The following is a 21,405-nucleotide window of genomic DNA, read 5'->3' on the forward strand; positions in this document are numbered from 1 at the left end:
TTGCCACTACCGACACTTAAACGCCTTATGTAGTGCTACTTATTACCGATAAACCAAAACTCCTGATTAATAAGATAGCCTTTTTTATATTTTATTTACTTTTAATAACTTGTTCCAATAAAAAGTATCATGCCAGCCTTAACTACAACTCTATTTTCGATTACATCCTTGCAGCAACAGCATTATGAAGCAGTAGCTCGCATTTATTCAGAAGGCATTGCTACTAATCAAGCTACCTTTCAAACAGAAGTTCCTGATTGGGATACCTGGCATACCAGCCACCTACCCTATGGCAGATTGGTGGCCGTTCAGGATACCGAAGTGGCTGGCTGGGCTGCCTTAACTCCAGTATCAGGCAGGTGTGTTTACCGTGGAGTAGCCGAGGTAAGTGTTTATGTGGGTGAGCAATTCCGGGGGTTGGGCATTGGAAAAAAGTTATTAGAAGAATTAATTCAGGAGTCGGAAGCTCATAATCTCTGGACCTTACAGGATGGGATAATGTGGGAAAATATTGCCAGTTTACGTTTACACGAACAAGCCGGATTCAGAATAGTAGGTTTGCGCCAGAAAATAGGTCAACTGCATGGGCAATGGCGCGATGTATTTTTATTGGAGCGTCGTAGTACTGTTATTGGAGTTTAGAAACTTTCAAATGCAAACAGAAAAAACTCAGGATTGCTGTATCTCAGAATCGCCTTGTAATCAGGTAGCGCCTGTATTCCTGGAGTATGAAGAAAAACTAAAAGGCTTTATTCAGAAGCAGGTAAAAGATAAAGAAGCAGCGCAGGAAATAACCCAGCAGCTTTTTCTGAAAATTTATAATAATTGTGAGCAGTTACCTCAGGTCTACAACAAAAAAGCCTGGCTTTACCAAATTACCCGCAATGCTGTTTTTGATTTCTTCCGGGAAAATAAACATGTGGTTTATCTTCAGCCAAATGAAGACCTGGAACAACAACCTGACCATACTTTCAATAAGGAACTTCTGGAGTGTGTGCGGCCATTGATTAATTTATTACCCCCAGCCTATGCCCAACCCCTTCTTTTAAGTGATATAGAAGGTATTCCGCAAAAAGAAATTGCCGAGAAACTTGGCATATCCTTATCCGGAGCAAAATCCCGGATACAGCGGGGCCGGGAAAAACTAAAAGCTTTGTTTATAGAGTGCTGCTACTTAGAACTAGACAGGGAAGGAAACATAGTGAGTGCTGATATTAAAGAAACCTGTACGCCCTTAAAACAATTACGGCAAAAACTAACATCAGAAAAAGGAACAAATATTACAGGTTATCTTTAAAACTGATACCGGACCTGAAAACGGATATCAGTTCTTTTATTGCCCCTGATTTCTTCTAATCCTGAACCAATCGTATGCTGGTGCCGGTATTGGGTTTGCGCAAATTTTAACCACACATCTACCTGCGGCAAAATGGCCTGTTGAACGACCATATAAACACGGGAACCCATACCGCTTAAGGCTGGAATAGAGAAAGCATATAATACATCCCGTTCGGTTACATATTGACGGGTATCGTAATCATCCGTATCAAAAAGGGCATAGCGGGTACTAACGTGTGTTTTCCTAAAGCTAAGGTTTACCTCCTGCCCAATATAAAAACCACTTTCCTTAGGGCCGCCATGCTCATATTGACTAGCCTGTATTCGCGAACGCAGATTTAAAAAATCATTTGGTGAATAGTCCAGGTAAAGCAGATAATTTTGTCGGGTAGCAGGAGCTACAAATTCCAACTTTCGGTCTGGTGTTTTTAAATTAAGCCCTTTTGTTTCGGTCCTTAACTGAGCATAAAAAACCGTTTTCTTATTAGGCCGAAAAAGGATCCTGGCTAAATATTCGTTTCCTTGGGAGGGTGCATCTACCCGATATTTGAGCCACGGAAACTTAAACTGATCATAATATGCCGTTATTTCCCAATGAGGAGCAGGTTTTAATTTTAAGCCAAAATATAACCCTTGCTCATTGTTATTGCGAGTATTTTCGCCGAAAGCATTCCCGTACAAACTATGAAAATCTTTTTGGTAATTCCGGTATACCACTGAAAAGTCAGCGGTCTTAGCCAAGCTAACCAAAAGCCCATTTACCGTACCTAAGCCACCACCAGAAGACCTGGCTGTTTCACCAAAAAAGCTGATATTCTGCCAGCTATAGCTATAATTTAAACCGGAAACCAAGTTATATCTGCCGGAAAAGGCGTGTAAGTTATAGGCAACAGGTGCTCTTAGCAACGGTATATTATATTGGGTAAATAAAGTTGTAAAGCCCAGGGTAAAATTTTGGAATAAGTTGCGCTGCGTTATGTTGCTACCTACTACCTGCTCGTTTAACCGATGTTTATTGGCTAATTCGGTTGGGGTCCGGTGCAGTCCGGAAACCTGTATCCCGGAAAAGGTAAAATCTATATTTTCTAACGTATCGGTGGCTGCCTGTAAAGAAGCATCCACTTTGCGGTTAGAATAAAAGCCGGTCAATTCTAAATTTGGCTTGATTGAATAAGTAAGTGCCCCGCCCCTGAAAAAGCCACTCTCCAAAACTGAAGAATAAGGCCGGACCCCAATATTACTGCGCCGGATGGTGGTAATTGTTTCGCTACCCTTGCCAATAGAAAACCCAGAGGATAAAAGTAATCCCTGCCCAAATTGCAGTTGGTAATCGCCGAGGGCTAATGCTTTTAATTTACCTTTATTATAAAGCTGAAAATGGGCAGAATAAAAATCAGCCCCGTACTGATTTTTAGCGCGGTTCCAGGCAAATCGTTCGCCAGCATCTTTCTCTAAGGTAAAACCATAACTAAAATCTCGGGTGTGGCTATTCCGATATCTAATTAAATATTTGTCCGGAGAGCCCAAGTACCTGGAGGTTAATCGGGTTCCAATTGTATCCGGAGGTGTGTATCCTTTTCGTCGTTCTAAGCCCCTATCGTAACGCATAATTGCCCAGTGGTTTTTATTGGTTAACATCCGTTGCCATAAATCTTTGCGTCCTTCTAATAAACCCGGATCCTGAACCATTACAAATGGTAAAAGCCGGTAGATGGTAACCAGATCAAATCCCGGAACAGCCTGTAATTCGTAAATACTGACCAGTTTACCTGCCTGGAGCTGATATTGCAATAAGCTCTGAATCTGTGCCGGAGATAATAAAAACAACGTTGTTAGCTCATCTGTATTGGTATTATTTAAATTGATGGGGTTCTGGTAAAACTGAAAAAGATTTTCATAAATATCTTCATACAAAATATTATCGTCTTCCTGCTGATCGATTAATTCCTGCACAAATAATTCTAAATTAACTTCGGGCCTGGGAAACTCCTGCCCAAAAGAAGGCTTAATACAGCCAATAAAGATGATACAATAGAGTAAAAACCTCTTCATCTTTTACTCTATTTGAAAGGATATTGATATATGGTTGCTAAAACCTAAAACGGTATGTCCGCCCATGGCAAAATCTACCTGTAAGGCTTTAGCTTTATAACCCAATCCAGCCGTAATTTTTTGGTTAGCTGTAGTAAAACCTGATCGCAAGGCTAATTTATCTATAATATAATATTCCAGGCCGGCTCTAATATTGGCAGCTTGTTCCAGTTCCTTGGCTGTTTCCACGGATAGCAAAACTTTTTGACCGGCTTTATACGCTAGACCGGCAGTCATTACCGTCGGGAATCGCTCATCCTGAAAAGAGGCTACTCGTACCTGCGTAAGGTTGAAAATATGAGCACCGAAAATTAATTTTGGAATAACCTCTGACTGTCCACCAAAGGAGAAAGCTACCGCTCGTTTATTGCCCAAGCCTTCCAGGTGAAGCTGAAGAACTGTAGTTTTAATACCTAAACTAACGGGTCCCAGTTTATGGGCAAAACCTACTCCAAGATGCTGCTCATTATATAGCTTATCGCCAAACCGGGAAAAGTCTAGGCCAACTGCCCCATATTTCTGTAAAGGGTAAACGCCCTGTAAAGAAACCGTTGAAAAAGCTTTTAAGTTAAACCTGTTCTCAGCATACGTACCAAGTACAGGCTTTGGCAGATTGGTAATGCCCGCTATATTGTTGGCTGCGGCCCAAACATCAGAAAGGGTAACGGTAATACCACCCATGCCTGCAGACCGGGCCCCGGCCAGATGCGGTTCCGTACTTGCCCAGCCTATTCGGGACCAAAGCAGGATAAGCAGGAGTAAAAAAACTGAAGCTTTATTTATCATGTAGAAACCTGTTTCCTATATACTTATCCTTAACTTTGTTCTTAATCTGCCGTTTGTGCTTCATACGCACGAATTTGGCAACCGATGCACATGCAACTATTAGGGAAACAAATTCTTTTGGGATTAATCTGGATTTACCAGCGAATGATTTCGCCGCTTACGCCGGCCAGTTGCCGTTTTACACCCACCTGTTCGCAATTTGCCGCAGAGGCTGTTATTAAATATGGTCCGGTTAAAGGAGGTTGGTTAGCCATAAAAAGAATTGGGCGGTGCCACCCCTGGGGAGGCAGTGGTTATGATCCGGTGCCGTAACCGGTAAGCAAAAAACTCCATATATAGTAAACTCCAACGCAATTATTCTCGTCTTAACAGGTTCCGGAAATCAATTATGGTTTTAAGGGAGGAATAGGCGTATGAATCTAAAACTAAAAATTGCAGTTGTTTTTATCTTTTTTTCACTGATCATTTTTGCATTTGATCAGGAAGAAAGTAACCCCGGCACCAATGTTACAACTAGTACTGCACCTGTAGCGCCAGAAGCTATTAAAATTGGGGAGTTACCTAAAGTTGTTAATGAAAGCTCGGGCATAGAAATAGGCAACGCACCGGGCACCTTTGTCACCCATAACGATGCCGGAAATTCTGCTGAAATTTACACCATAGATGCTCAAGGTAAATTATTAGCGACTACTCCTCTTCCCCAGATCGAAAACATAGATTGGGAAGATATTACTAAAGATAATAAAGGTAATATTTATATTGCCGATACAGGTAATAATAGCAACAAACGCAAAAAGCTTAAAATCTATAAACTAAAGCTGGAAAACCCAGACGAAATAGAAACAATTGAATTTGAATATGCTGACCGGCAGAAAAAGAATCAAAACTTTGATTATGATTCGGAAGCGCTTTTCTGGTATCGTTCCAGATTATATGTAGTAACCAAAGACAGAGAACAAGGTGTAAATGCCCGACTTTATGAGTTACCTGACCAACCTGGCACTTATGAAGCTAAACCCATTACTAATTATGATATTTATGCGCCAGTTACCAGTGCCGATGTAAGCCCTGATGGGAAGACTTTACTTTTATTAAGCCTGGGCAAACTGCATCTTTTTAACTTAAATGGCAGCACTGATTTCTTTGCCTCCAAGAAGGGAGAAATTTCTTTAGGTAAGGTAGGTCAGACTGAAGCAGCAGTTTTTACCGATAACCGTACTATAGTATTTACAAACGAACAAAGAGGCCTTTTTCAATATAAATTATAATCGCCCATAATTACTTTGACCCCTTTCCCTGGTTAAATCTGAAACTGCCCAACTTTTACACCTATGATGGTATTAAAGCACTTGCGTAAAATGTTCTACTACCGGAAAAGGGTCATAGAAATGGTGAAGTAGCTGCTTCCAGGTCAGGTAAGCTTCAGGTCCTCGGAACCCTACTGTATGATTTTCTAAGGTTTGCCATTGTACCAGTAAAAGAAACTTATCTTCCTGCTCCAGACATTTCTGTAATGAATGGGTTATATAACCAGGCATGGAAGCTATTATAGCTTGTGCCTTAGAAAAGGAATCCATAAAGGCCGCAGATTCTCCGGCCTTTATGGATAGTATAGCTACCTCTAAAATCATTTAGTCTTTGGTTCCAAATCCAGATCAACGGGATTATTAACCGGCAAAACGGGGTGGGTGTAAGACCGGATAAGAATATACAAGCCAACCAGAATTAGCGGAATACTCAATATCTGTCCCATGTTTAAGGTCATGCTTTCTTCAAACTCTACCTGCGCCTCTTTTAAGAATTCGTATAAGAACCGCAGCGTAAATAAAATAACTACAAACAAGCCGAAGATGCGGCCCCGTGGAGTAGCCTCTTTTTTACGGCTCCATAAAAACAACAGTCCCAGGAAAATTAAGAAACTGGAGATCGACTCGTATAACTGGGCTGGGTGACGAGGTACTTGCGGGAACTCATAATTGCGCATAAAAACAAAGGCCCAGGGCACATTGGTTGCCTTCCCTACAATTTCAGAGTTAAATAAATTACCTAACCGGATTAAGGCACCACCCAACGCCACTACAATTACAATCCGATCTAATACCCACAGGTAATCAAATCTGTATTTGCGGCTGTATAGATACAATGCTAATAAGATACCAACGGTAGCGCCGTGGCTGGCCAGGCCTCCTTCCCAAATTTTTAAAATACGAATAGGATCGCTCAGGTAAACATCCGGTTCGTAAAATAAACAATGACCTAAGCGGGCGCCCAAAACCGTACCCACTATCATATATAAAGTAATTACATCAACCCATTTCTCTGAGACACGCTCAGCCTTATACATACGGGTTAAAATAATCTGGCCAAAAATAAACCCTGAAGCAAAAAGCAAACCGTACCAACGAAGAGCAATACTGCCCAAGACAGGTAAATCCACCCGAAATATTTCATCGGATACATTCCAGGTAATGTAATTTAAGATAGAAATCATAGATAAATTGTATGGCTCAAAAATACGATTTTGTATTTAGTTAACAAGAAAGGTTGAGAGCGAATGCTAAAATAGAAAAGTGAAGCGGTATAATGTACCACCTCACTTTCTCATTTATATTTTTTATAGGTTAAAATTTTAATTCATCCTGATAGCCTCCACTCAGAATTGGAAAGCGCAGCCAACTACGGGGATCTACATTATAATCGTCCATATGAAAGGCCGGCGCATAGCGTTCCCGTTTCCATTGGTTCCGGGTCCAGAGAGAGAAAAAGCGTTGGATATGTTGCTTTAATAAAGCCTCTTCCTCCTCTCCCCGCATTTTTTCAAATATTTGCTGCGGCGACAACCGTTCGTAAAATGCCAGACGCTCTATCTGGTTCAGAATAGGGTAAGGCATTAAATCTTTTTCGTCAGTCTGCGCTTTTTCAGTTGGTCGCAATTCAGCTGTAGGCTGTAAGTTATTTACATATTGTAAACCCTCGTAGCCTAGTTCGGTCTGGGCCCACACTAACCATTGCCGTAGAAAAGCCTTATCAACGCCAGCCAGAGGCGAGATGCTCCCAGCAGTATCGCCATCCATGGTGGCATAACCAACGGAAGCCTCACTGCGGTTAGAAGTAGCCATCAACAAAGATCCGGTTAAATTAGCCAGCATCCAGATTACCGGAGCGCGCACCCTTGCCTGAATATTTTGCAAGGTTATATCATCGGTTTCCCAGGTGAGTTTCCGGCCTATGGATTTTTCAATTTTATCGGTATATCCGGCTACCTCATCATCTATAAACCAATTATAAAATGTGGCTCCTATTGATTCTGCTAAACCTGCTGCCGATTGAAAAGTATCATCAGAAGAGTTTTTGGAGGCTTGATAGGCACAAATTAATATTTTATTACAAAGTGTTTTTACCTGCTCCTCTTCCGATAAGACCTTTAATTGATCAATTTCATTTGCCTTAAGAATATTCGTTCGGGCGACAAAATCGTCTAAGCCTACTTCACAAATAGCCCGTCTAATCATTTCAGAAACAGCTACAGCACAGGCAGAAGAATCGGCGCCGCCACTTAAGGAAAGCACGTAGCCTTTGCTCCGGCTTTTCCGCAGGTAATCAAAAAGCGCCAGGCTTATAGCCGAAATAAATTCTTTATTTTCATCAATAGGTGGAAGTTGCTCTATTTCACTAACCGGTGGCAAAGGATTTTGGAAATCAACCTCAGCCACTTCTAAATCTACCTGTTTAAAACTCAATAAATGATTTCGAGTAATTAGATTTCCGTTCTGGGCAATTAATATTTCGCCATCATAAACAATCCGGCCGGCTTCGTTACCTAATAAGTTAGCATATAAATAAGTGCAATTAAAGCGGCTGGAAGCATTCATCACAAGTTTATAACGTAAATCTGTTTTGCTCATGGCAAAATGGCTGGCACTTGGGTTAATAATTAACTGAACCCCTTTTTCCATATGCCGACCACCTGGACGGTCATTATCTGGCCGCCAGGCGTCTTCGCAAATTTCAAATGCAAATTTTACGCCTTGCTCCTCATAAATAATGTCTCCAATCTGGTACGTTTCTCCAAACATTTCGAATTGTCGGATCTCATTAGCAGGCCAGGAGGAAAACCAACGGGGTTCGTAGTGCACCCCATCATTAGCCATAAATTGTTTAGCCGTAAAGCCCACAATTTCTTTATTTTTAACCACACAGGCAGTATTAAATACAGTGCCAAAAGCACGGACCGGCAGCCCCAGGCAAACGGTTATACCGTCGCACCATTCTTTAATAATGAGCAGCTTCTCGAAAGCGGAAACCGGCAACCAGGAACTAAGAAATAAATCCTCACAGCCGTAACCGGTAATACTTAATTCCGGCAAACATAAGATAGCTACCTGCTGAGATTTGGCCTCCTCAATAGCATCTTTTATATTCTGAAGGTTATTTTGCCAGTCGATAGGAGTCTGATTAAGTGCAGCACCGGCAATTTTTAAGATATTTTGCATAAAGTCTTATAACGTTTATGTACGCCCCAAGTTAAGGCATACCTCCGGAATAAGCATTATGTTATAGTAATTATTCGATATTAAGCAGCTTCAGGCTTTTTTCAGCGGCGGCCTGCTCGGCTTTTTTCTTAGAATAACCGGTACCACAAGCTAAAGTCTGGTTGTCTAGCGTAACTTCAGCGGTAAATTCGGTAATATTCCCGGATTGTTTCTGATTAACTATATCGAACCGGATGTTTTTATTCTGCCCCTGCGCCCACTCGATTAACTTACTCTTAAAATTAGAGGTGGTGGTAACCAGGGTATGTAAATCAAAATGGGGTTTAATAAGTTTATCCAGGATAAACTTTTTGGTAGTTTTGTAGCCTTTATCTAAATAAATAGCGCCAACCAAAGCCTCCAGTGCATTACCATTAATAGACTTAAAGCGGGCCGCCTGGTTATTCTGATCAACTTTAACTAAAGTATTTAATCCTATTTTTAAGGCTATATGATTTAAGGATTCCCGGTTTACAATTCGGGAACGGATTTCCGTTAAGAATCCCTCATCTTTGTAGGGGAACTTCTTGAACAAAAATTCAGCTACTACTGCTCCTAAAATAGAATCGCCTAAAAACTCTAAACGCTCGTTTGTTTCCTGTTTACCACTTACATTTTGTTTTACATACGAGGTATGCGTAACGGCAAGCGTATACAGGTAAACATTATCCGGCGTAATGTTAGTTACGTTAGTAATGGCTTTTATAAAAGCCCGGTCTTTTCGGAATAATTTATGAAAGAGTGTAAACACCTAACCCAGAACAGGTACGTTAATCGTTCCACCGACGGAAAATTACAGAGGTATTATGTCCGCCAAATCCGAACGTATTACTTACTGCAATATTTATCTCGCGTGCCTGTGCTTTATTAAACGTAAAATTTAACCTTGGGTCTAAACTTTCGTCGTCGGTAAAGTGGTTAATAGTTGGTGGCACCAATTTATTCTGAATTGCCAGAATAGCTGCCACTGCTTCAATGCCACCGGCGCCCCCTAAAAGGTGACCCGTCATACTCTTAGTTGAGCTGATATTTACCTTGTAAGCATGCTCGCCAAATACTTTCTGAATAGCGGTTACCTCAGCGCCATCACCCAAGGGGGTACTGGTACCGTGGGTATTTATGTAATCTACGTCTTCCGGACGAATACCAGCATCACGCAAAGCATTCTGCATTACCATTACTACCCCTTCACCAGACGGATCCGGAGCTGTAATGTGGTAAGCATCTGAAGATAAGCCGCCACCAATTATTTCAGCATAAATTTTAGCACCACGTGCTTTAGCGTGCTCATATTCTTCTAAAACCAGTGCTCCGGCTCCTTCTCCCAATACAAAGCCATCACGGTCTTTGTCGTAAGGACGGGAAGCGGTTACCGGATCATCGTTGCGCTCGCTCATTGCTTTCAAAGCATTGAAACCGCCCACACCAGCATCGGTAATAGCTGCTTCTGATCCACCCGTAACAATAGCTTCTGCCATACCTAAGCGTATGTAGTTATAAGCCGCCACAATAGAATCTGAAGAGGATGCACAAGCTGAAGTGGTTACAAAGTTTGGCCCTCTGAAACCATTTTTAATAGAAATGTTACCGGAAGAACTATCGGCAATCATTTTAGGAATGAAGAATGGATTAAACCGCGGTGTACCATCACCGGTACCGTAGCTTATACATTCGTCCTGAAACGTTTTCAGTCCACCAATTCCGGATCCCCAGATTACCCCAACCCGGTCTTTGTTTACGTTCTCCAATAAACCAGAATCGGCAATGGCTTCATTGCTGGCGATTAAAGCAAACTGTGTAAACATATCCATTTTACGCGCTTCTTTCCTGTCGAAATAATTTTCAGGATTATATCCTTTTATTTCGCAGGCAAATTGCGTTTTAAACTTACTGGCATCAAACCGGGTAATAGGTGCAGCACCACTCACACCATTCGATAAACCATTCCAATACTCGGAAACATTATTACCAATTGGCGTGAGTGCGCCTAGACCTGTAACTACAACTCTCTTAAGCTCCATAAGCTATTTCAGAGGGTGGATAAAATTTTGGAAACTGTGAACAGAAAAAAATAAACAGGAAGAAAAAATTACTTAGCGTGTTCTTCCAGGTAGCTAATCGCTTGACCAACGGTGCCGATGTTTTCAGCTTGATCATCTGGAATAGAAACATTAAATTCTTTTTCGAATTCCATGATAAGTTCCACGGTATCCAAAGAATCGGCACCTAAGTCATTTGTAAAGCTTGCCTCTGGAGTTACTTCTGATTCTTCAACACCCAGTTTATCAATAATGATAGCTTTAACTTTTTCTGCGATTTCTGACATTTTATTTTAAGATTTTTTTGAAATACTTCGCAAATTAAGAGATTTAAATACACAATGTCAAAAAAATTATTTTAATAACTCTGTGGAAAAATGTTTTCACCCTCTTTCTCGGTCTTATCAGAATACCTTATTAATTTTAAAACCTTATACCAGAAGGCAATTTTTCAATTTAAATTTGCACCACCCTTGATTTTAATTTTATGAAAAATTTTAAACTGGAAGTAGATTATGCTTACGATTTTGACCTTTTTGGTTTGGTTTCTTCCAGTAAAGACCATAAACTTGCATGGGCACTAAATAAGCAGTTTAATATTCGGCTGGTAAAACAGCAAGACTTGAGTTTTGATATTTTTAGTAAAGGCCGTTTAGTAATATCTAATTACTTGTATACCAGCGAACATAGTACGTGTCGGCTATACCGTAATAAATCTATTGATTTGAGCACTCTGAAAAAACCGTTTTTAGCTCCCGATATTAAAGAATATGATTTTTTAATTCAGATTAGCGGCGCCCTTAATAATTTTTGTACCCAGGAATTGTTAAACCGATTTAAATTAGTGCCGTTAATTCAATACGTAAAGAAATTTGATCCCGATTCTCTTGAGTTTAAAGAGAATCTGATGTTTTAACACTATATATGGAAGTAACATTTAACAAGACGAAGATAATTGCGACGGTTGGTCCGGCCAGCAATAACCATGAAATGCTAACTGCATTGGTTAAAGAAGGAGTAGACGTGTTTCGGCTTAACTTTTCGCACGGCAAGCACGAAGACCATGCAAAAGTTGTTAGTTATGTTCGGCAAATCAATCAGGAATTAGGCACTACCGTTTGCCTGATGCAAGATTTACAAGGTCCAAAAATACGGTTAGGTGATGTTGAAAATGGCCAGGTGGAGATACATGCTGGTGATAAAATTAAATTAGTTTGCGATAACTCTGTTAGCACTGCAACCCGGCTATCGACAGTATATACAGAATTAGCTCGGGACGTAAACCCTGGTGATGCCATCTTGATTGATGATGGTAAAATAGAATTACGGGTTATTTCTACTGATAAAGACAAAGAAGTAGAAGTAGTAGTTATTTATGGTGGTCCGGTTAAACCGCGTAAAGGCATTAACTTACCAGACACAGCCGTATCTGCTCCTTCTTTAACTGAAAAAGATAAAGAAGATTTACATTTTGGCTTAGATAATAATGTAGAATGGGTGGCGCTTTCGTTTGTTCGCCGCGCGGAAGACATTGTTGATATTAAACGCATTATTGCTGAACGGGGTAAAAACACCATGGTAGTGGCAAAAATTGAAAAGCCAGAAGCCATTAAAAACATTGATGAAATTATTGCCGCCACAGATGCGATTATGGTAGCCCGTGGAGACCTTGGCGTAGAGATAAAAGCGGAGGATGTACCTATGCTGCAAAAGATGATCATTGGGAAGTGTAACAAGGCAGGTAAGCCTGTTATTGTAGCCACTCAAATGATGGAAAGCATGATTACCAATGCACGTCCTACCCGGGCTGAAACCAATGACGTAGCAAATGCCGTGATTGATGGTGCTGACGCTGTTATGTTAAGTGCTGAAACAGCTGCAGGTGCCTATCCTTTGGAAACCATCCGGAGCATGAGCCGCACCATTGCCTCAGTAGAATCACACGGAGAGGTTTTCAACAAAATTTCTTTCCCTAACAATAACTCTGGTTCTTTCTTTAGCAAAATGGTTATTGCGCACGCCTGTACGCTAGCCCGCGACACGGATGCCAAAGCCATTGTTTGTATGACGCGTTCTGGCTATACGGCCTTCAATACAGCTAAACATCGGCCTAAAGCTAGCATCTTCGCCTTTACGGATAGTCCTAAGTTATTAAACCAGTTAAATATGGTTTGGGGAGTACGGGCCCTTCTGTACGAGCAAGAAGACTCCTCTACCGATAATATGCTGACTGAATTCCGTACCATCCTTACTAAGCAAGGCTTTTTAGAAACCGGCGATGTTGTAGTAAATATTACCAGCATGCCTGTTACAGACAGAACCAGTGCCAACACTATTAAACTTAGCCGGCAATAGGATTTAATCTGATCAAATAAAACTTTACTAAAAAGCCTGCGAACAATCCGCAGGCTTTTTTTATTTTAAATAGCGATTAAAATGACCGAAAAAAAAGACCTTGCTCCGAAAGAAACAAGGTCTAAGCAAAATATGAAAACAGGATAGTATTCTTAATAAGGAAAGACTAAAACCTATTTTGGTTTTTAAGCAGCTGCTAAAGCATTAACATGCTTTGCTAACTTAGATTTGTTGTTAGCAGCTTTGTTTTTGTGAATAACGTTCTTCTTAGCTAAACGATCTAGCATGGAAGAAACTTTTTTCAGCAATTCTTGTGCTTCAGCCTGATCAGTAGTACCTTTTAATCTTTTAACAAAAGTACGAGTAGTTTTAGCTTGGTATCTGTTTAACTCACGTTTAGCACCGTTAGCTCTGATTCTTTTTAATGCCGACTTATGATTAGCCATAAATAATTTTTATATTATATTTTAGTCTTTTCTGAATGAGTTTGCAAATGTAGGTCTTTTCTTTTGATTCTGCAAATCATCCGCAGAAATTTTCAAATATATAATGCGCACTTACTTGCACAGACCTAACTGCAGTTATATCCAAACATCTTGTCCCTTAGATAGTTCCTTAAAACAATAAATAAGAACAGAAAAAATCCTGATATCAGTTAAACCTTGATTGTGCTGGAAAAAACTTATTTTGCGAAAGATTTAAAGCTTTATGCCCTTAATTTCCTCCAGCTACTCCAATAATCCTTTTTATTTATTTAATGGTCATTTACAAACCATTGTTCCAAGCTTGTTTCGGGTGGTAGACCATGTAAAGTACCGACGCGAACGGATTACGTTACCAGACACAGACTTTTTGGATTTAGATTGGGTTGAAGTACAAAGTAAAGAATTAGCCATAGTTTCTCATGGCTTAGAAGGCAGCACAGACCGCCCCTACATCAAAGGAATGGTTTCAGCTTTAAATAAAGCCAACATAGATGCTTTAGCCTGGAACTACCGCACCTGTAGCGGGGAAAGCAATAAATTATTACGGACTTATCATTTAGGTGCCACCGATGATCTTCACCTGGTAATTAATCATGCCCTAAATCAGCAGAAGTACCACACCATATACCTGATTGGTTTTAGTGCCGGCGGCAATATTACCCTTAAGTATTTAGGTGAAGACCCGGCAGTACTTCCAAAGGAAATAAAAAAAGCAGCTGTCTTTTCGGTACCATGCCATTTAAGAAGCAGTGCCGATAAATTATCTACCCCATTTAACCAGATTTATTTAAAGCGCTTCTTAAAATCATTGGAAGAAAAGCTTACTTCCAAGGCTGTACTCTTCCCTGATGAACTAAATCTAACTGATTACCACCAAATTAAATCGTTTTGGGAGTTTGACAACCGCTATACCGCACCGATGCATGGGTTTAAAGATGCTGACGATTATTATACCCACTGCAGCTCTGTTTTTTACATCAAGAATATTCAGGTTCCTACTCTACTGGTAAATGCCTTAAATGACCCGTTTTTAGCCCCTCCCTGCTTCCCGGTTGAAGAAGCAAATGAGAATCCAAGCTTCTTTTTAGAAATGCCCAGGCATGGCGGCCATGTAGGTTTTCCGGAAGGAAATTTAACGGTAAGCTATTACGCAGAAAGACGGGCAGTTGAGTTTTTAAATACTTCTAAATAAATAAGCTCTTTTTACCAATTAAGTAAAAAGAGCTTATTTATTTAGCTAGTACTAACTAAGCAAAAACAGGCATTCCCTGTGGAGTATATTTTTTTAATGCCTTCTCATTGATATCCACACCAATCCCAGGTTTATCTGATAGGGTGATGAATCCTTTTTCTACCTGCGGTTTGTCATAGATTACAATTTCTTTGAACATCGGATCAGTATCCATATACGTCTGCCATTCCATTATCTGAAAGTTAGGCACCGAAGCACACACATGACAGGAAGCCATAGCTCCCAAGAATGTAGCTACCATGTGGGGCGAGAATGGTACATAATACAAATTGGCTAAATTAGCTATTCGTTGGGCTTCTCCTAAACCTCCTGCTTTTTGCAAATCCGGCATAATTATATCGGTACCGCCATCGGCTAATAACCGGGTAAAACCATAGCCCAAATACAAATTTTCACCATTACAAATAGGTGTACTGGTTTCCTGGGTTATCCGTTTATATACATCCACATTGTCGGCAGGGACTGGCTCCTCCAACCACATCAGATTCAGCGGCTCCATTAATTTAGCTACCCGATGACCGGTGGTAGCATCATAACGGCCGTGCATATCCACGCAAACATCTATCTTAGGGCCAACCGCCTGACGTACCGCTGCAATGGAGTTATACATCCGGTCTAATTCTGCCGGACCCGCTGTCCAATTATATTTATCGTATTTATTGGGATCGTTGGCGTGGTCGATATCAAACTTAACGGCAGTATATCCCTTTTTTACCGCATCTTTCGCTGCCCGGGCGTAATCATCCGGAGTAGGATTCCCGTTGCTTTTGATTACCGTATCACAATAAACCCGGATTTTATCCCGGAATTTCCCTCCCAATAACTGGTAAACCGGTACGCCCAAAGCTTTTCCGGTTAAATCCCAAAGAGCTGCCTCTACTGCCGTCATTACCGATACGTAAACCCCAGACTGGGCTCCTCCAAAAAATGCTCCTTTCCGTAAATCTTCCTGAATCCGGTTAGGGTTTAGCGGGCTTTGCCCTTTTAGCCGGTTACCCATATTTCTTACCATATAATAGGAACCATTAACAGCATCTACTGCATTTCCCCACCCTACTAGGCCCTGGTTAGTTTCTATTTTTACAAGCAGATCATGACCTTCTTTTACAAAGGCGCAGGTAACATTGGTAATTTTAAGATCCGAAGGAGCTGAAGCGTGGGAGGTCCTTTCTTTGGCCGCTACTAAGCCATCGGCATAGGAGGCTAAAGAAGATGCTCCTATTAATCCGGCGCCGGCCAGGGCTGCTTTCGAGAAAAAGGATCGGCGGTTGTGTTTGTTTGCCATAGATTTTTACTTGTTAGGTTGATAATTAAAAGTGGTGGAATTCTATAAGAACAAAGCATGTATGTACTCACTCTAAGCTGTTCCTATTTCGTTGGCACAAAAAAGAAACAGGCACTCTTAAAAACAATGCCCAAATTCTGGCATATTAAGCAACCGCCATTACTATTAACGCCTCAAAGGAAACCTACTAAATGACTTTACCGCAATCAAACATTAAGGTGACGTTTTAAATAAAACCTGCATTGGCAGTAATTCTAAATATAAGAAATTATTGCTTTAAATACTTTTTATATTCATTATCAAAAAAGGCTTTATCCGGTATATCCTGATGAACAAGTACTCTGTAATTTAAAGTTAATGCGCTACCAGTTTTAAGGTTTAATGGTTTATCAAAAAGTAAAGCTGCATTAAAAAAAGAGAATTTATCTTCTTCGTACACATACCACGGAACAGGCGAGTTAGGATTTGAGGGATGATTGAACATAGTTAGCCCTGCCCGTGCTTGTGTTGCCGGGTCAATAACCCCACTTAAATCCATCCATTGAGCTCTTTGCCCATACCCCACAAGTTTTTCATTATTTGTCCAACCGGTGGCGCTTAAGTATTGCGGTTGAGTTAGCTTTTGAGAGGCCCGCAACGACAGCCCGGCGTACCCACCATAAACAGGACCACCCTGGCTTTCGGGTGGTGTTCTATCAAATACAACCGACTGATTTGAGGCTTTAAATTTCAGGTCCCAATCAATGTAATAATTCCCGTTTTCATCGGGAGCCGAAATAGTAATTACCCTGTTTTCCTGCAATACGGCTGGTTTGCCTGCCGGCGAATAATTTAACTCTAACAGTATCTTCGCAGAGAAATCTTTATTCAATTGGGCAGCTACCTTATTAATCCGGGTTCTGCCAGCAGAAAGCCTCGTCTTGGTATCTTCTTCCCAATAATTTACCCCATTAATTAATTTCCAGGTGAACCATAGCCCCCGGTGCCAGGGATGATCAGAGGGACTTAGCGCGGCTAAATCTGCTTCTTGTCCGGCTACCCGCACCGGATAAAAATAAGGTTTATCGAATTTCTTATTATGATTTAATTTCCAAACAATTTTATCAGCATATAGCAAGGCTGTGGAAGTATCGGTCTTTTGCCAGGTATATTTTGATTTAAATAAAACACCACCTTTTGAAGATACAATTTTGTACTCACCTCTTTTAACTTTACCGCCCCCACTTCCGGGCTTAGGCAAATTAAAACTGTTTACCGGGCGATTTAATACTAATATACCAGCCAGTGCTAAAACAATAGAACAGCAGACACGATATGCTTTAATTTTCTGCATTTGAGTTGGGCAATACTACCTATTTCTAACTACTTATTTAATGAATTAATCCAGGCTGCAATTTTTAAGGCATCTGCTTTGGGTACTTGTGGCATAGGCGGCATGGGCGTGGCATATTCCGGCCAATTCTCCGGTTCCGGATCATGAATTAGCTTTACAATTTGTTCGTCGGAATATTTACGTTTGGCTACTTCAGAATAAGCTGGCCCCACCTGACGCTTATCGGGGCTATGGCAAGCCAAGCAAGTATACTTTGCCAATAAAGGTTTTACTAATTCAAAAGAAGGAGCTTTAGATGTAGCTACTGAGGCTACAGGACTAATCCCTGCGGAGCCTACTTTGGCGGCACTAGCCTTTTTAACTACAGGTGCTTTTTTATTTGAATCAGCAACCAAGGTTACTTTCTTTGTTGATGGTGGCAAAGTTAATTTTGGTCCATCCGGAATATTATTCAGAGTATAATAAGCCGTAGGATGCACCAGTGAAAAAGCATTTTCAGTTTCATGCACACCAGCCAGAGTTATATTATGAATATAATTCTTTCGCAGGTTATCTACCACTATGCGCACTTTCATGCCGTCGTCAGAAACTTTTACCGCTTTAACTGCACACTTTTCATTGTTAACTGGCGGACTACCATATACCGGGTGGTACTTATAAATAAAACTTTCTACGGAATAAGAAGCTAAATCTGCTGCTGATTTTTTATCCACTGGTTTGGTAAATTCAACTTCAAAGCCATCTGGCATAGCCCGCACGGCCAGCATCTCAAAAGGTACTTTATTATTCCAAACCAAGCGCTGCAACCCTTGTGCCGCTTCCCCGGCCGAGCCCCAGCCCCTGTTGGTTTCACCTACAAACAAAGAGCCATCCGGCGCCCAGGCCATGCGTAATACGCCAGATTGAAAGCCACTTCGAAAATCCCAGGCAGCGCCCTGGTATTCTCCGTTTACTTTCTCCATAAACACCCGCATTATTTTACTCTGGCCCTGATCCCCAATCAGCATTTGTCCGGCAAAGGGGCCAAAGGTATTCTCCGGAATAGAAAGAATTTCGGAGTTAGAAATCCCCAGAATACCATGCGGCAACCAAACTGCTGGCAAAGCAATCTCCGGGATACTTTTCTTTAGTTCAAAAAGCGTAGTAAAGTTTTCAGTTACTACGTTCATAGGCCGGATGTCCTGCCCATTTTCATTTTTTTGAATGCGGGGACTTACCTTGGCAAAAAGCTGTTCCTGGGTTAATTTTAAAGGAGAGTTAGGCTGATTGGTCCAGGCTAATCCGGCTGGGTTACCCGTAAAGCTACCCTTCTTCACATGGATTATGCCGCCGGAGCCAATCCAATCGCCTTGGTTATCAGCATAGAACATTTCACCGTCTACCATACCAATCCCGGCCGGGGAGCGCATACCAGTCGCCCAAGGCTCGATTTGCCCGTTTTCCTGTATCCGCAGCATCCATCCGCGCCATGGAGCCCTGCTGTAAGGCCGCCACCATTCGTCTTCTGGAAATGCTAAATTACAGGTAATGAAAAAAGAACCATCCGGCGCAATCTTAGGACCATAATTGTATTCACAGTAATTGCCGGTGACCGGCAAAGCCGCAATGGTTTGAAACACATCGGCTTTACCATCCTGATTGGTATCCAACAATTTGGTTAATTCACCCCGCTGCGCACAATATAAAGCACCATCTTTATAAGCAATACCCAAAACTTCGTGTAAGCCCGAAGCAAACTTCCGGAAATGCGGCCGTAAACTGGTAGGATTCTCAACCATGTAAATATCGCCCCGGCGTGTTGTAACGGCTAAATCACCGTTAGGCATCATGGCCAGACCGCCTATTTCCAGCACTGTTCCTTCCGGAGCCGGTACGCGCATTATTTTAAAAAAATCTTCTTCCTTAGCTGACTCTTGGGTGAAAACCTTAGAGGCTGAGGTTTGTGCCCAACTAGGAGAACCTGCCAGCATTAAGGCAACACCTACATAAAAGGACTTCTTAAGCCAAGAAGAAACTCGGTTATTATATTCTTTCATTACCTACTTACCCTAAAAAATAATGGAATAGCTTAATTTATTTCGCACCGGAATAATTAATTCCTGTCCATCCTTAACCTCCCGTATCTGGGGTTTACCCCCGCCCGCATCATCCAATTGCAAATAATAAGCTTTATCATCTACTAAATACATACCCTTGGGCAAGGCCTCAATCTTCTTACCTTCGGCTAACCGGGCATATAAAGTTTTGGGGCTATTTTCTACCGTTAGTACCCGCTGCAAACCTTGCCCGTTATTTGCAAGGCGAATAGCATCAGCAACCGTTGCTCCATAAATCTGGTATTGGAAAGTTGGCAGATCGTTCTGATCCAAGGTATATCCTTTGGGCCGGTAATGGCTACCCAAGGTATCGGTAGCCCAGGTTGCCTGTGGAGTTGATAAATTTGCCAAAGTAAGAGCCGGTTTACTTAATTGCAGGATCATGCCCATTGGCTTAGAAGATCCATCGCCCCGATCCTGCCACATAGGCGTAGCATCCATAAAAGTTCCGCGCCAGGCTTGTACCAAGGTACCCCGGTCATAATCGTAAGTATAATGCAACTGTTCCGGACTACCCACCGAAATAGCATGGGTTAATCTGGTGTTATCGGGTAAATCAATAAAACTCCGAAGCAACATATTGGAGGTGGCGTTTACCAAAACTGGGTCTACCGGAACTTTAATATTGGTAGCATCGCTTATTAAGAATTCCCGGAAGCCTGGGCCCGAAATGGTCAGGCCCAGAATAGGTTTAATGTAATTAACGTATTTTGAATACAATATTTCAAAAGGGATTTCCCCTGCCGACAAGGTAATGGCTCCGGTTCCAGACTCACCAACCACCTTGGTTACTTCTTTTGTATTTAATTTTAATATGCCTATTCCACCCGGTGAAGTAAGGTTAAACTTGTATTCTCCTGGCTCGGCAACTTTTAGTTTACCCGTATATTGAATTAAATATTCATTTGGAATGCGGTTTACGGTAGAAGTTAAAATAGCCGAGGCTCCTTTAGCTTCGGGTGGTAATTTAGTTAAATCTGGTTCTTTATCGAATTTACCTTTGTAAATGGTGTACTGAAGATTTACCAGTTCCGGACGCGGTTTATCAAAATTGGTGACTTTAATGTTGCGGAAGGCTACCGCTCCGTGATCGCCCTGAAACCGCAAAGGGCCGGTTGCTTTCTCGTCGCTGCCCAGCGCCCCCCGGGTAGGTCCGGAAAGTACCACGTTCTCATGAATATTTACTCCATTTAGCTGGACCAATAATATTTTGGCATTCTCCGTCTTTCTGCCACTGGCATCAAAGCGAGGTGCCTGAAAAGATATTTTCAGGTGCTGCCACAAACCGGGAGCTTTACTGGCATTTTGTCGGGGCGGGTAACCTTCGTAGCCTTTTTGGCCATTAGCCCGCTTCTCGTCCCAGCGTTCATAAATACCGCCATTATTACCAGCAGTGGGAGTTTTTACTCCCCAGCTATCTTCTAACTGTATCTCGTAGCGACCCTGTAAATAAATCCCTGAGTTAGACTCTTTGGCCATCATGTAATCCAGCTCCAGGTCCAAATCACCGTGTTCGAAGTTGGTATATAAATCAGCGGCTGTATTTTTTTTGGCAGGTAAGTTTATTAAGACACCACTACCTTTCACCGAATTTAAGATATTTGCTTTGGCTAAATCTGCGGTAACATCTCCTACAATACTCCAGCTTTTACCCTCCGTTTTAAAAGGAGCTAAATCGGTTAAGGGAATGGTTGTCTGCCCAAAAGCCGATTTAGATAAACACAAAAAAGCAAAACCCGCAATCAGCTTCTTAAAAGAAGGTAATCCAACACGTACTAAATTCCTAAACATAAATAATAAATGGTTCCAATGT

General features: G+C 41.4%; 20 protein-coding genes. 7 read left to right on the forward strand and 13 right to left on the reverse strand.

Annotation, left to right across the window (positions count from 1 at the left end; translation table 11 throughout):
• Positions 1-129: 129 nt before the first annotated feature.
• Together ADHAQ_RS0111065 and sigZ are read left to right on the forward strand one after the other, a co-directional pair.
• Positions 130-642 (forward strand): GNAT family N-acetyltransferase, encoded by a 513-nt coding sequence (locus ADHAQ_RS0111065; RefSeq protein ID WP_051359857.1) that lies wholly within the window; start codon positions 130-132, stop codon positions 640-642.
• Between the two features lie 10 nt (positions 643-652).
• Positions 653-1,297, forward strand: a complete 645-nt coding sequence (sigZ, locus tag ADHAQ_RS25370; protein WP_051359858.1) for an RNA polymerase sigma factor SigZ — start codon at positions 653-655, stop codon at positions 1,295-1,297.
• Here sigZ and ADHAQ_RS0111075 read toward each other — a convergent pair.
• The gene (locus tag ADHAQ_RS0111075; RefSeq protein ID WP_026462983.1) at positions 1,294-3,390 is read right to left on the reverse strand and encodes a ComEA family DNA-binding protein; all 2,097 of its coding nucleotides are present in this window, start codon (positions 3,388-3,390) and stop codon (positions 1,294-1,296) included. The two genes, sigZ and ADHAQ_RS0111075, sit on opposite strands and share 4 nt — an antisense overlap.
• 3 nt (positions 3,391-3,393) lie before the next feature.
• Positions 3,394-4,215: a PorV/PorQ family protein gene (locus ADHAQ_RS0111080; protein ID WP_026462984.1), complete on the reverse strand. Its 822-nt coding sequence runs from the start codon at positions 4,213-4,215 to the stop codon at positions 3,394-3,396.
• 90 nt (positions 4,216-4,305) lie between these two features.
• Here ADHAQ_RS0111080 and yidD point away from each other — a divergent pair, with 90 nt between their 5' ends.
• Positions 4,306-4,527, forward strand: coding sequence for a membrane protein insertion efficiency factor YidD (yidD, locus tag ADHAQ_RS0111085; protein WP_026462985.1), 222 nt, complete (start codon positions 4,306-4,308; stop codon positions 4,525-4,527).
• A 101-nt stretch (positions 4,528-4,628) separates the two neighbouring features.
• Complete coding sequence (locus tag ADHAQ_RS0111090; RefSeq protein WP_026462986.1) at positions 4,629-5,483, forward strand: NHL repeat-containing protein; 855 nt, start codon at positions 4,629-4,631, stop codon at positions 5,481-5,483.
• A 72-nt stretch (positions 5,484-5,555) separates the two neighbouring features.
• On the opposite strand, the gene ADHAQ_RS0111095 is transcribed toward ADHAQ_RS0111090, so the two are convergent.
• From ADHAQ_RS0111095 to ADHAQ_RS0111120, 6 genes are all read right to left on the reverse strand, one after another.
• Positions 5,556-5,846, reverse strand: a complete 291-nt coding sequence (locus ADHAQ_RS0111095; protein ID WP_026462987.1) for an antibiotic biosynthesis monooxygenase family protein — start codon at positions 5,844-5,846, stop codon at positions 5,556-5,558.
• The gene (gene lgt, locus ADHAQ_RS0111100) at positions 5,843-6,706 is read right to left on the reverse strand and encodes a prolipoprotein diacylglyceryl transferase (RefSeq protein ID WP_342667280.1); all 864 of its coding nucleotides are present in this window, start codon (positions 6,704-6,706) and stop codon (positions 5,843-5,845) included. Before lgt ends, ADHAQ_RS0111095 begins: the two co-directional genes overlap by 4 nt.
• A 130-nt stretch (positions 6,707-6,836) precedes the next feature.
• Positions 6,837-8,708 carry an NAD(+) synthase gene (gene nadE / locus ADHAQ_RS0111105; RefSeq protein WP_026462989.1) on the reverse strand — a complete coding sequence of 624 codons (1,872 nt, stop codon included), beginning with the start codon at positions 8,706-8,708 and terminating at the stop codon, positions 6,837-6,839.
• Between the two features lie 70 nt (positions 8,709-8,778).
• Positions 8,779-9,498, reverse strand: coding sequence for a ribonuclease III (gene rnc, locus ADHAQ_RS0111110; RefSeq protein WP_026462990.1), 720 nt, complete (start codon positions 9,496-9,498; stop codon positions 8,779-8,781).
• Positions 9,499-9,517: 19 nt separating this feature from the next.
• Complete coding sequence (gene fabF, locus ADHAQ_RS0111115) at positions 9,518-10,768, reverse strand: beta-ketoacyl-ACP synthase II (protein WP_026462991.1); 1,251 nt, start codon at positions 10,766-10,768, stop codon at positions 9,518-9,520.
• A gap of 68 nt (positions 10,769-10,836) precedes the next feature.
• A complete protein-coding gene (locus ADHAQ_RS0111120) occupies positions 10,837-11,073 on the reverse strand; it encodes an acyl carrier protein (protein ID WP_026462992.1) in 237 nt (78 codons plus the stop codon).
• 200 nt (positions 11,074-11,273) lie between these two features.
• Here ADHAQ_RS0111120 and ADHAQ_RS0111125 point away from each other — a divergent pair, with 200 nt between their 5' ends.
• On the forward strand, positions 11,274-11,702 hold the full coding sequence (locus tag ADHAQ_RS0111125; RefSeq protein ID WP_026462993.1) for an IPExxxVDY family protein: 429 nt from the start codon (positions 11,274-11,276) through the stop codon (positions 11,700-11,702).
• Positions 11,703-11,710: 8 nt separating this feature from the next.
• Positions 11,711-13,141: a pyruvate kinase gene (pyk, locus tag ADHAQ_RS0111130; protein ID WP_026462994.1), complete on the forward strand. Its 1,431-nt coding sequence runs from the start codon at positions 11,711-11,713 to the stop codon at positions 13,139-13,141.
• A gap of 185 nt (positions 13,142-13,326) precedes the next feature.
• Here pyk and rpsT read toward each other — a convergent pair whose 3' ends face one another.
• A complete protein-coding gene (gene rpsT / locus ADHAQ_RS0111135; protein WP_026462995.1) occupies positions 13,327-13,587 on the reverse strand; it encodes a 30S ribosomal protein S20 in 261 nt (86 codons plus the stop codon).
• Between the two features lie 262 nt (positions 13,588-13,849).
• Here rpsT and ADHAQ_RS0111140 point away from each other — a divergent pair, with 262 nt between their 5' ends.
• On the forward strand, positions 13,850-14,818 hold the full coding sequence (locus ADHAQ_RS0111140) for a YheT family hydrolase (RefSeq protein WP_026462996.1): 969 nt from the start codon (positions 13,850-13,852) through the stop codon (positions 14,816-14,818).
• Between the two features lie 55 nt (positions 14,819-14,873).
• On the opposite strand, the gene ADHAQ_RS0111145 is transcribed toward ADHAQ_RS0111140, so the two are convergent.
• The 4 genes from ADHAQ_RS0111145 to ADHAQ_RS0111160 form a co-directional block, all read right to left on the reverse strand.
• Positions 14,874-16,163: a mandelate racemase/muconate lactonizing enzyme family protein gene (locus ADHAQ_RS0111145; protein ID WP_026462997.1), complete on the reverse strand. Its 1,290-nt coding sequence runs from the start codon at positions 16,161-16,163 to the stop codon at positions 14,874-14,876.
• 268 nt (positions 16,164-16,431) lie between these two features.
• Positions 16,432-17,496 (reverse strand): DUF6807 domain-containing protein, encoded by a 1,065-nt coding sequence (locus tag ADHAQ_RS0111150; protein WP_026462998.1) that lies wholly within the window; start codon positions 17,494-17,496, stop codon positions 16,432-16,434.
• A gap of 29 nt (positions 17,497-17,525) precedes the next feature.
• A complete protein-coding gene (locus ADHAQ_RS25375; RefSeq protein ID WP_034257305.1) occupies positions 17,526-19,466 on the reverse strand; it encodes a c-type cytochrome in 1,941 nt (646 codons plus the stop codon).
• Between the two features lie 78 nt (positions 19,467-19,544).
• Positions 19,545-21,383: a 3-keto-disaccharide hydrolase gene (locus ADHAQ_RS0111160; protein WP_026462999.1), complete on the reverse strand. Its 1,839-nt coding sequence runs from the start codon at positions 21,381-21,383 to the stop codon at positions 19,545-19,547.
• Between the last annotated feature and the right edge of the window lie 22 nt (positions 21,384-21,405).

This window comes from Adhaeribacter aquaticus DSM 16391 (assembly GCF_000473365.1).
Classification (GTDB): domain Bacteria; phylum Bacteroidota; class Bacteroidia; order Cytophagales; family Hymenobacteraceae; genus Adhaeribacter; species Adhaeribacter aquaticus.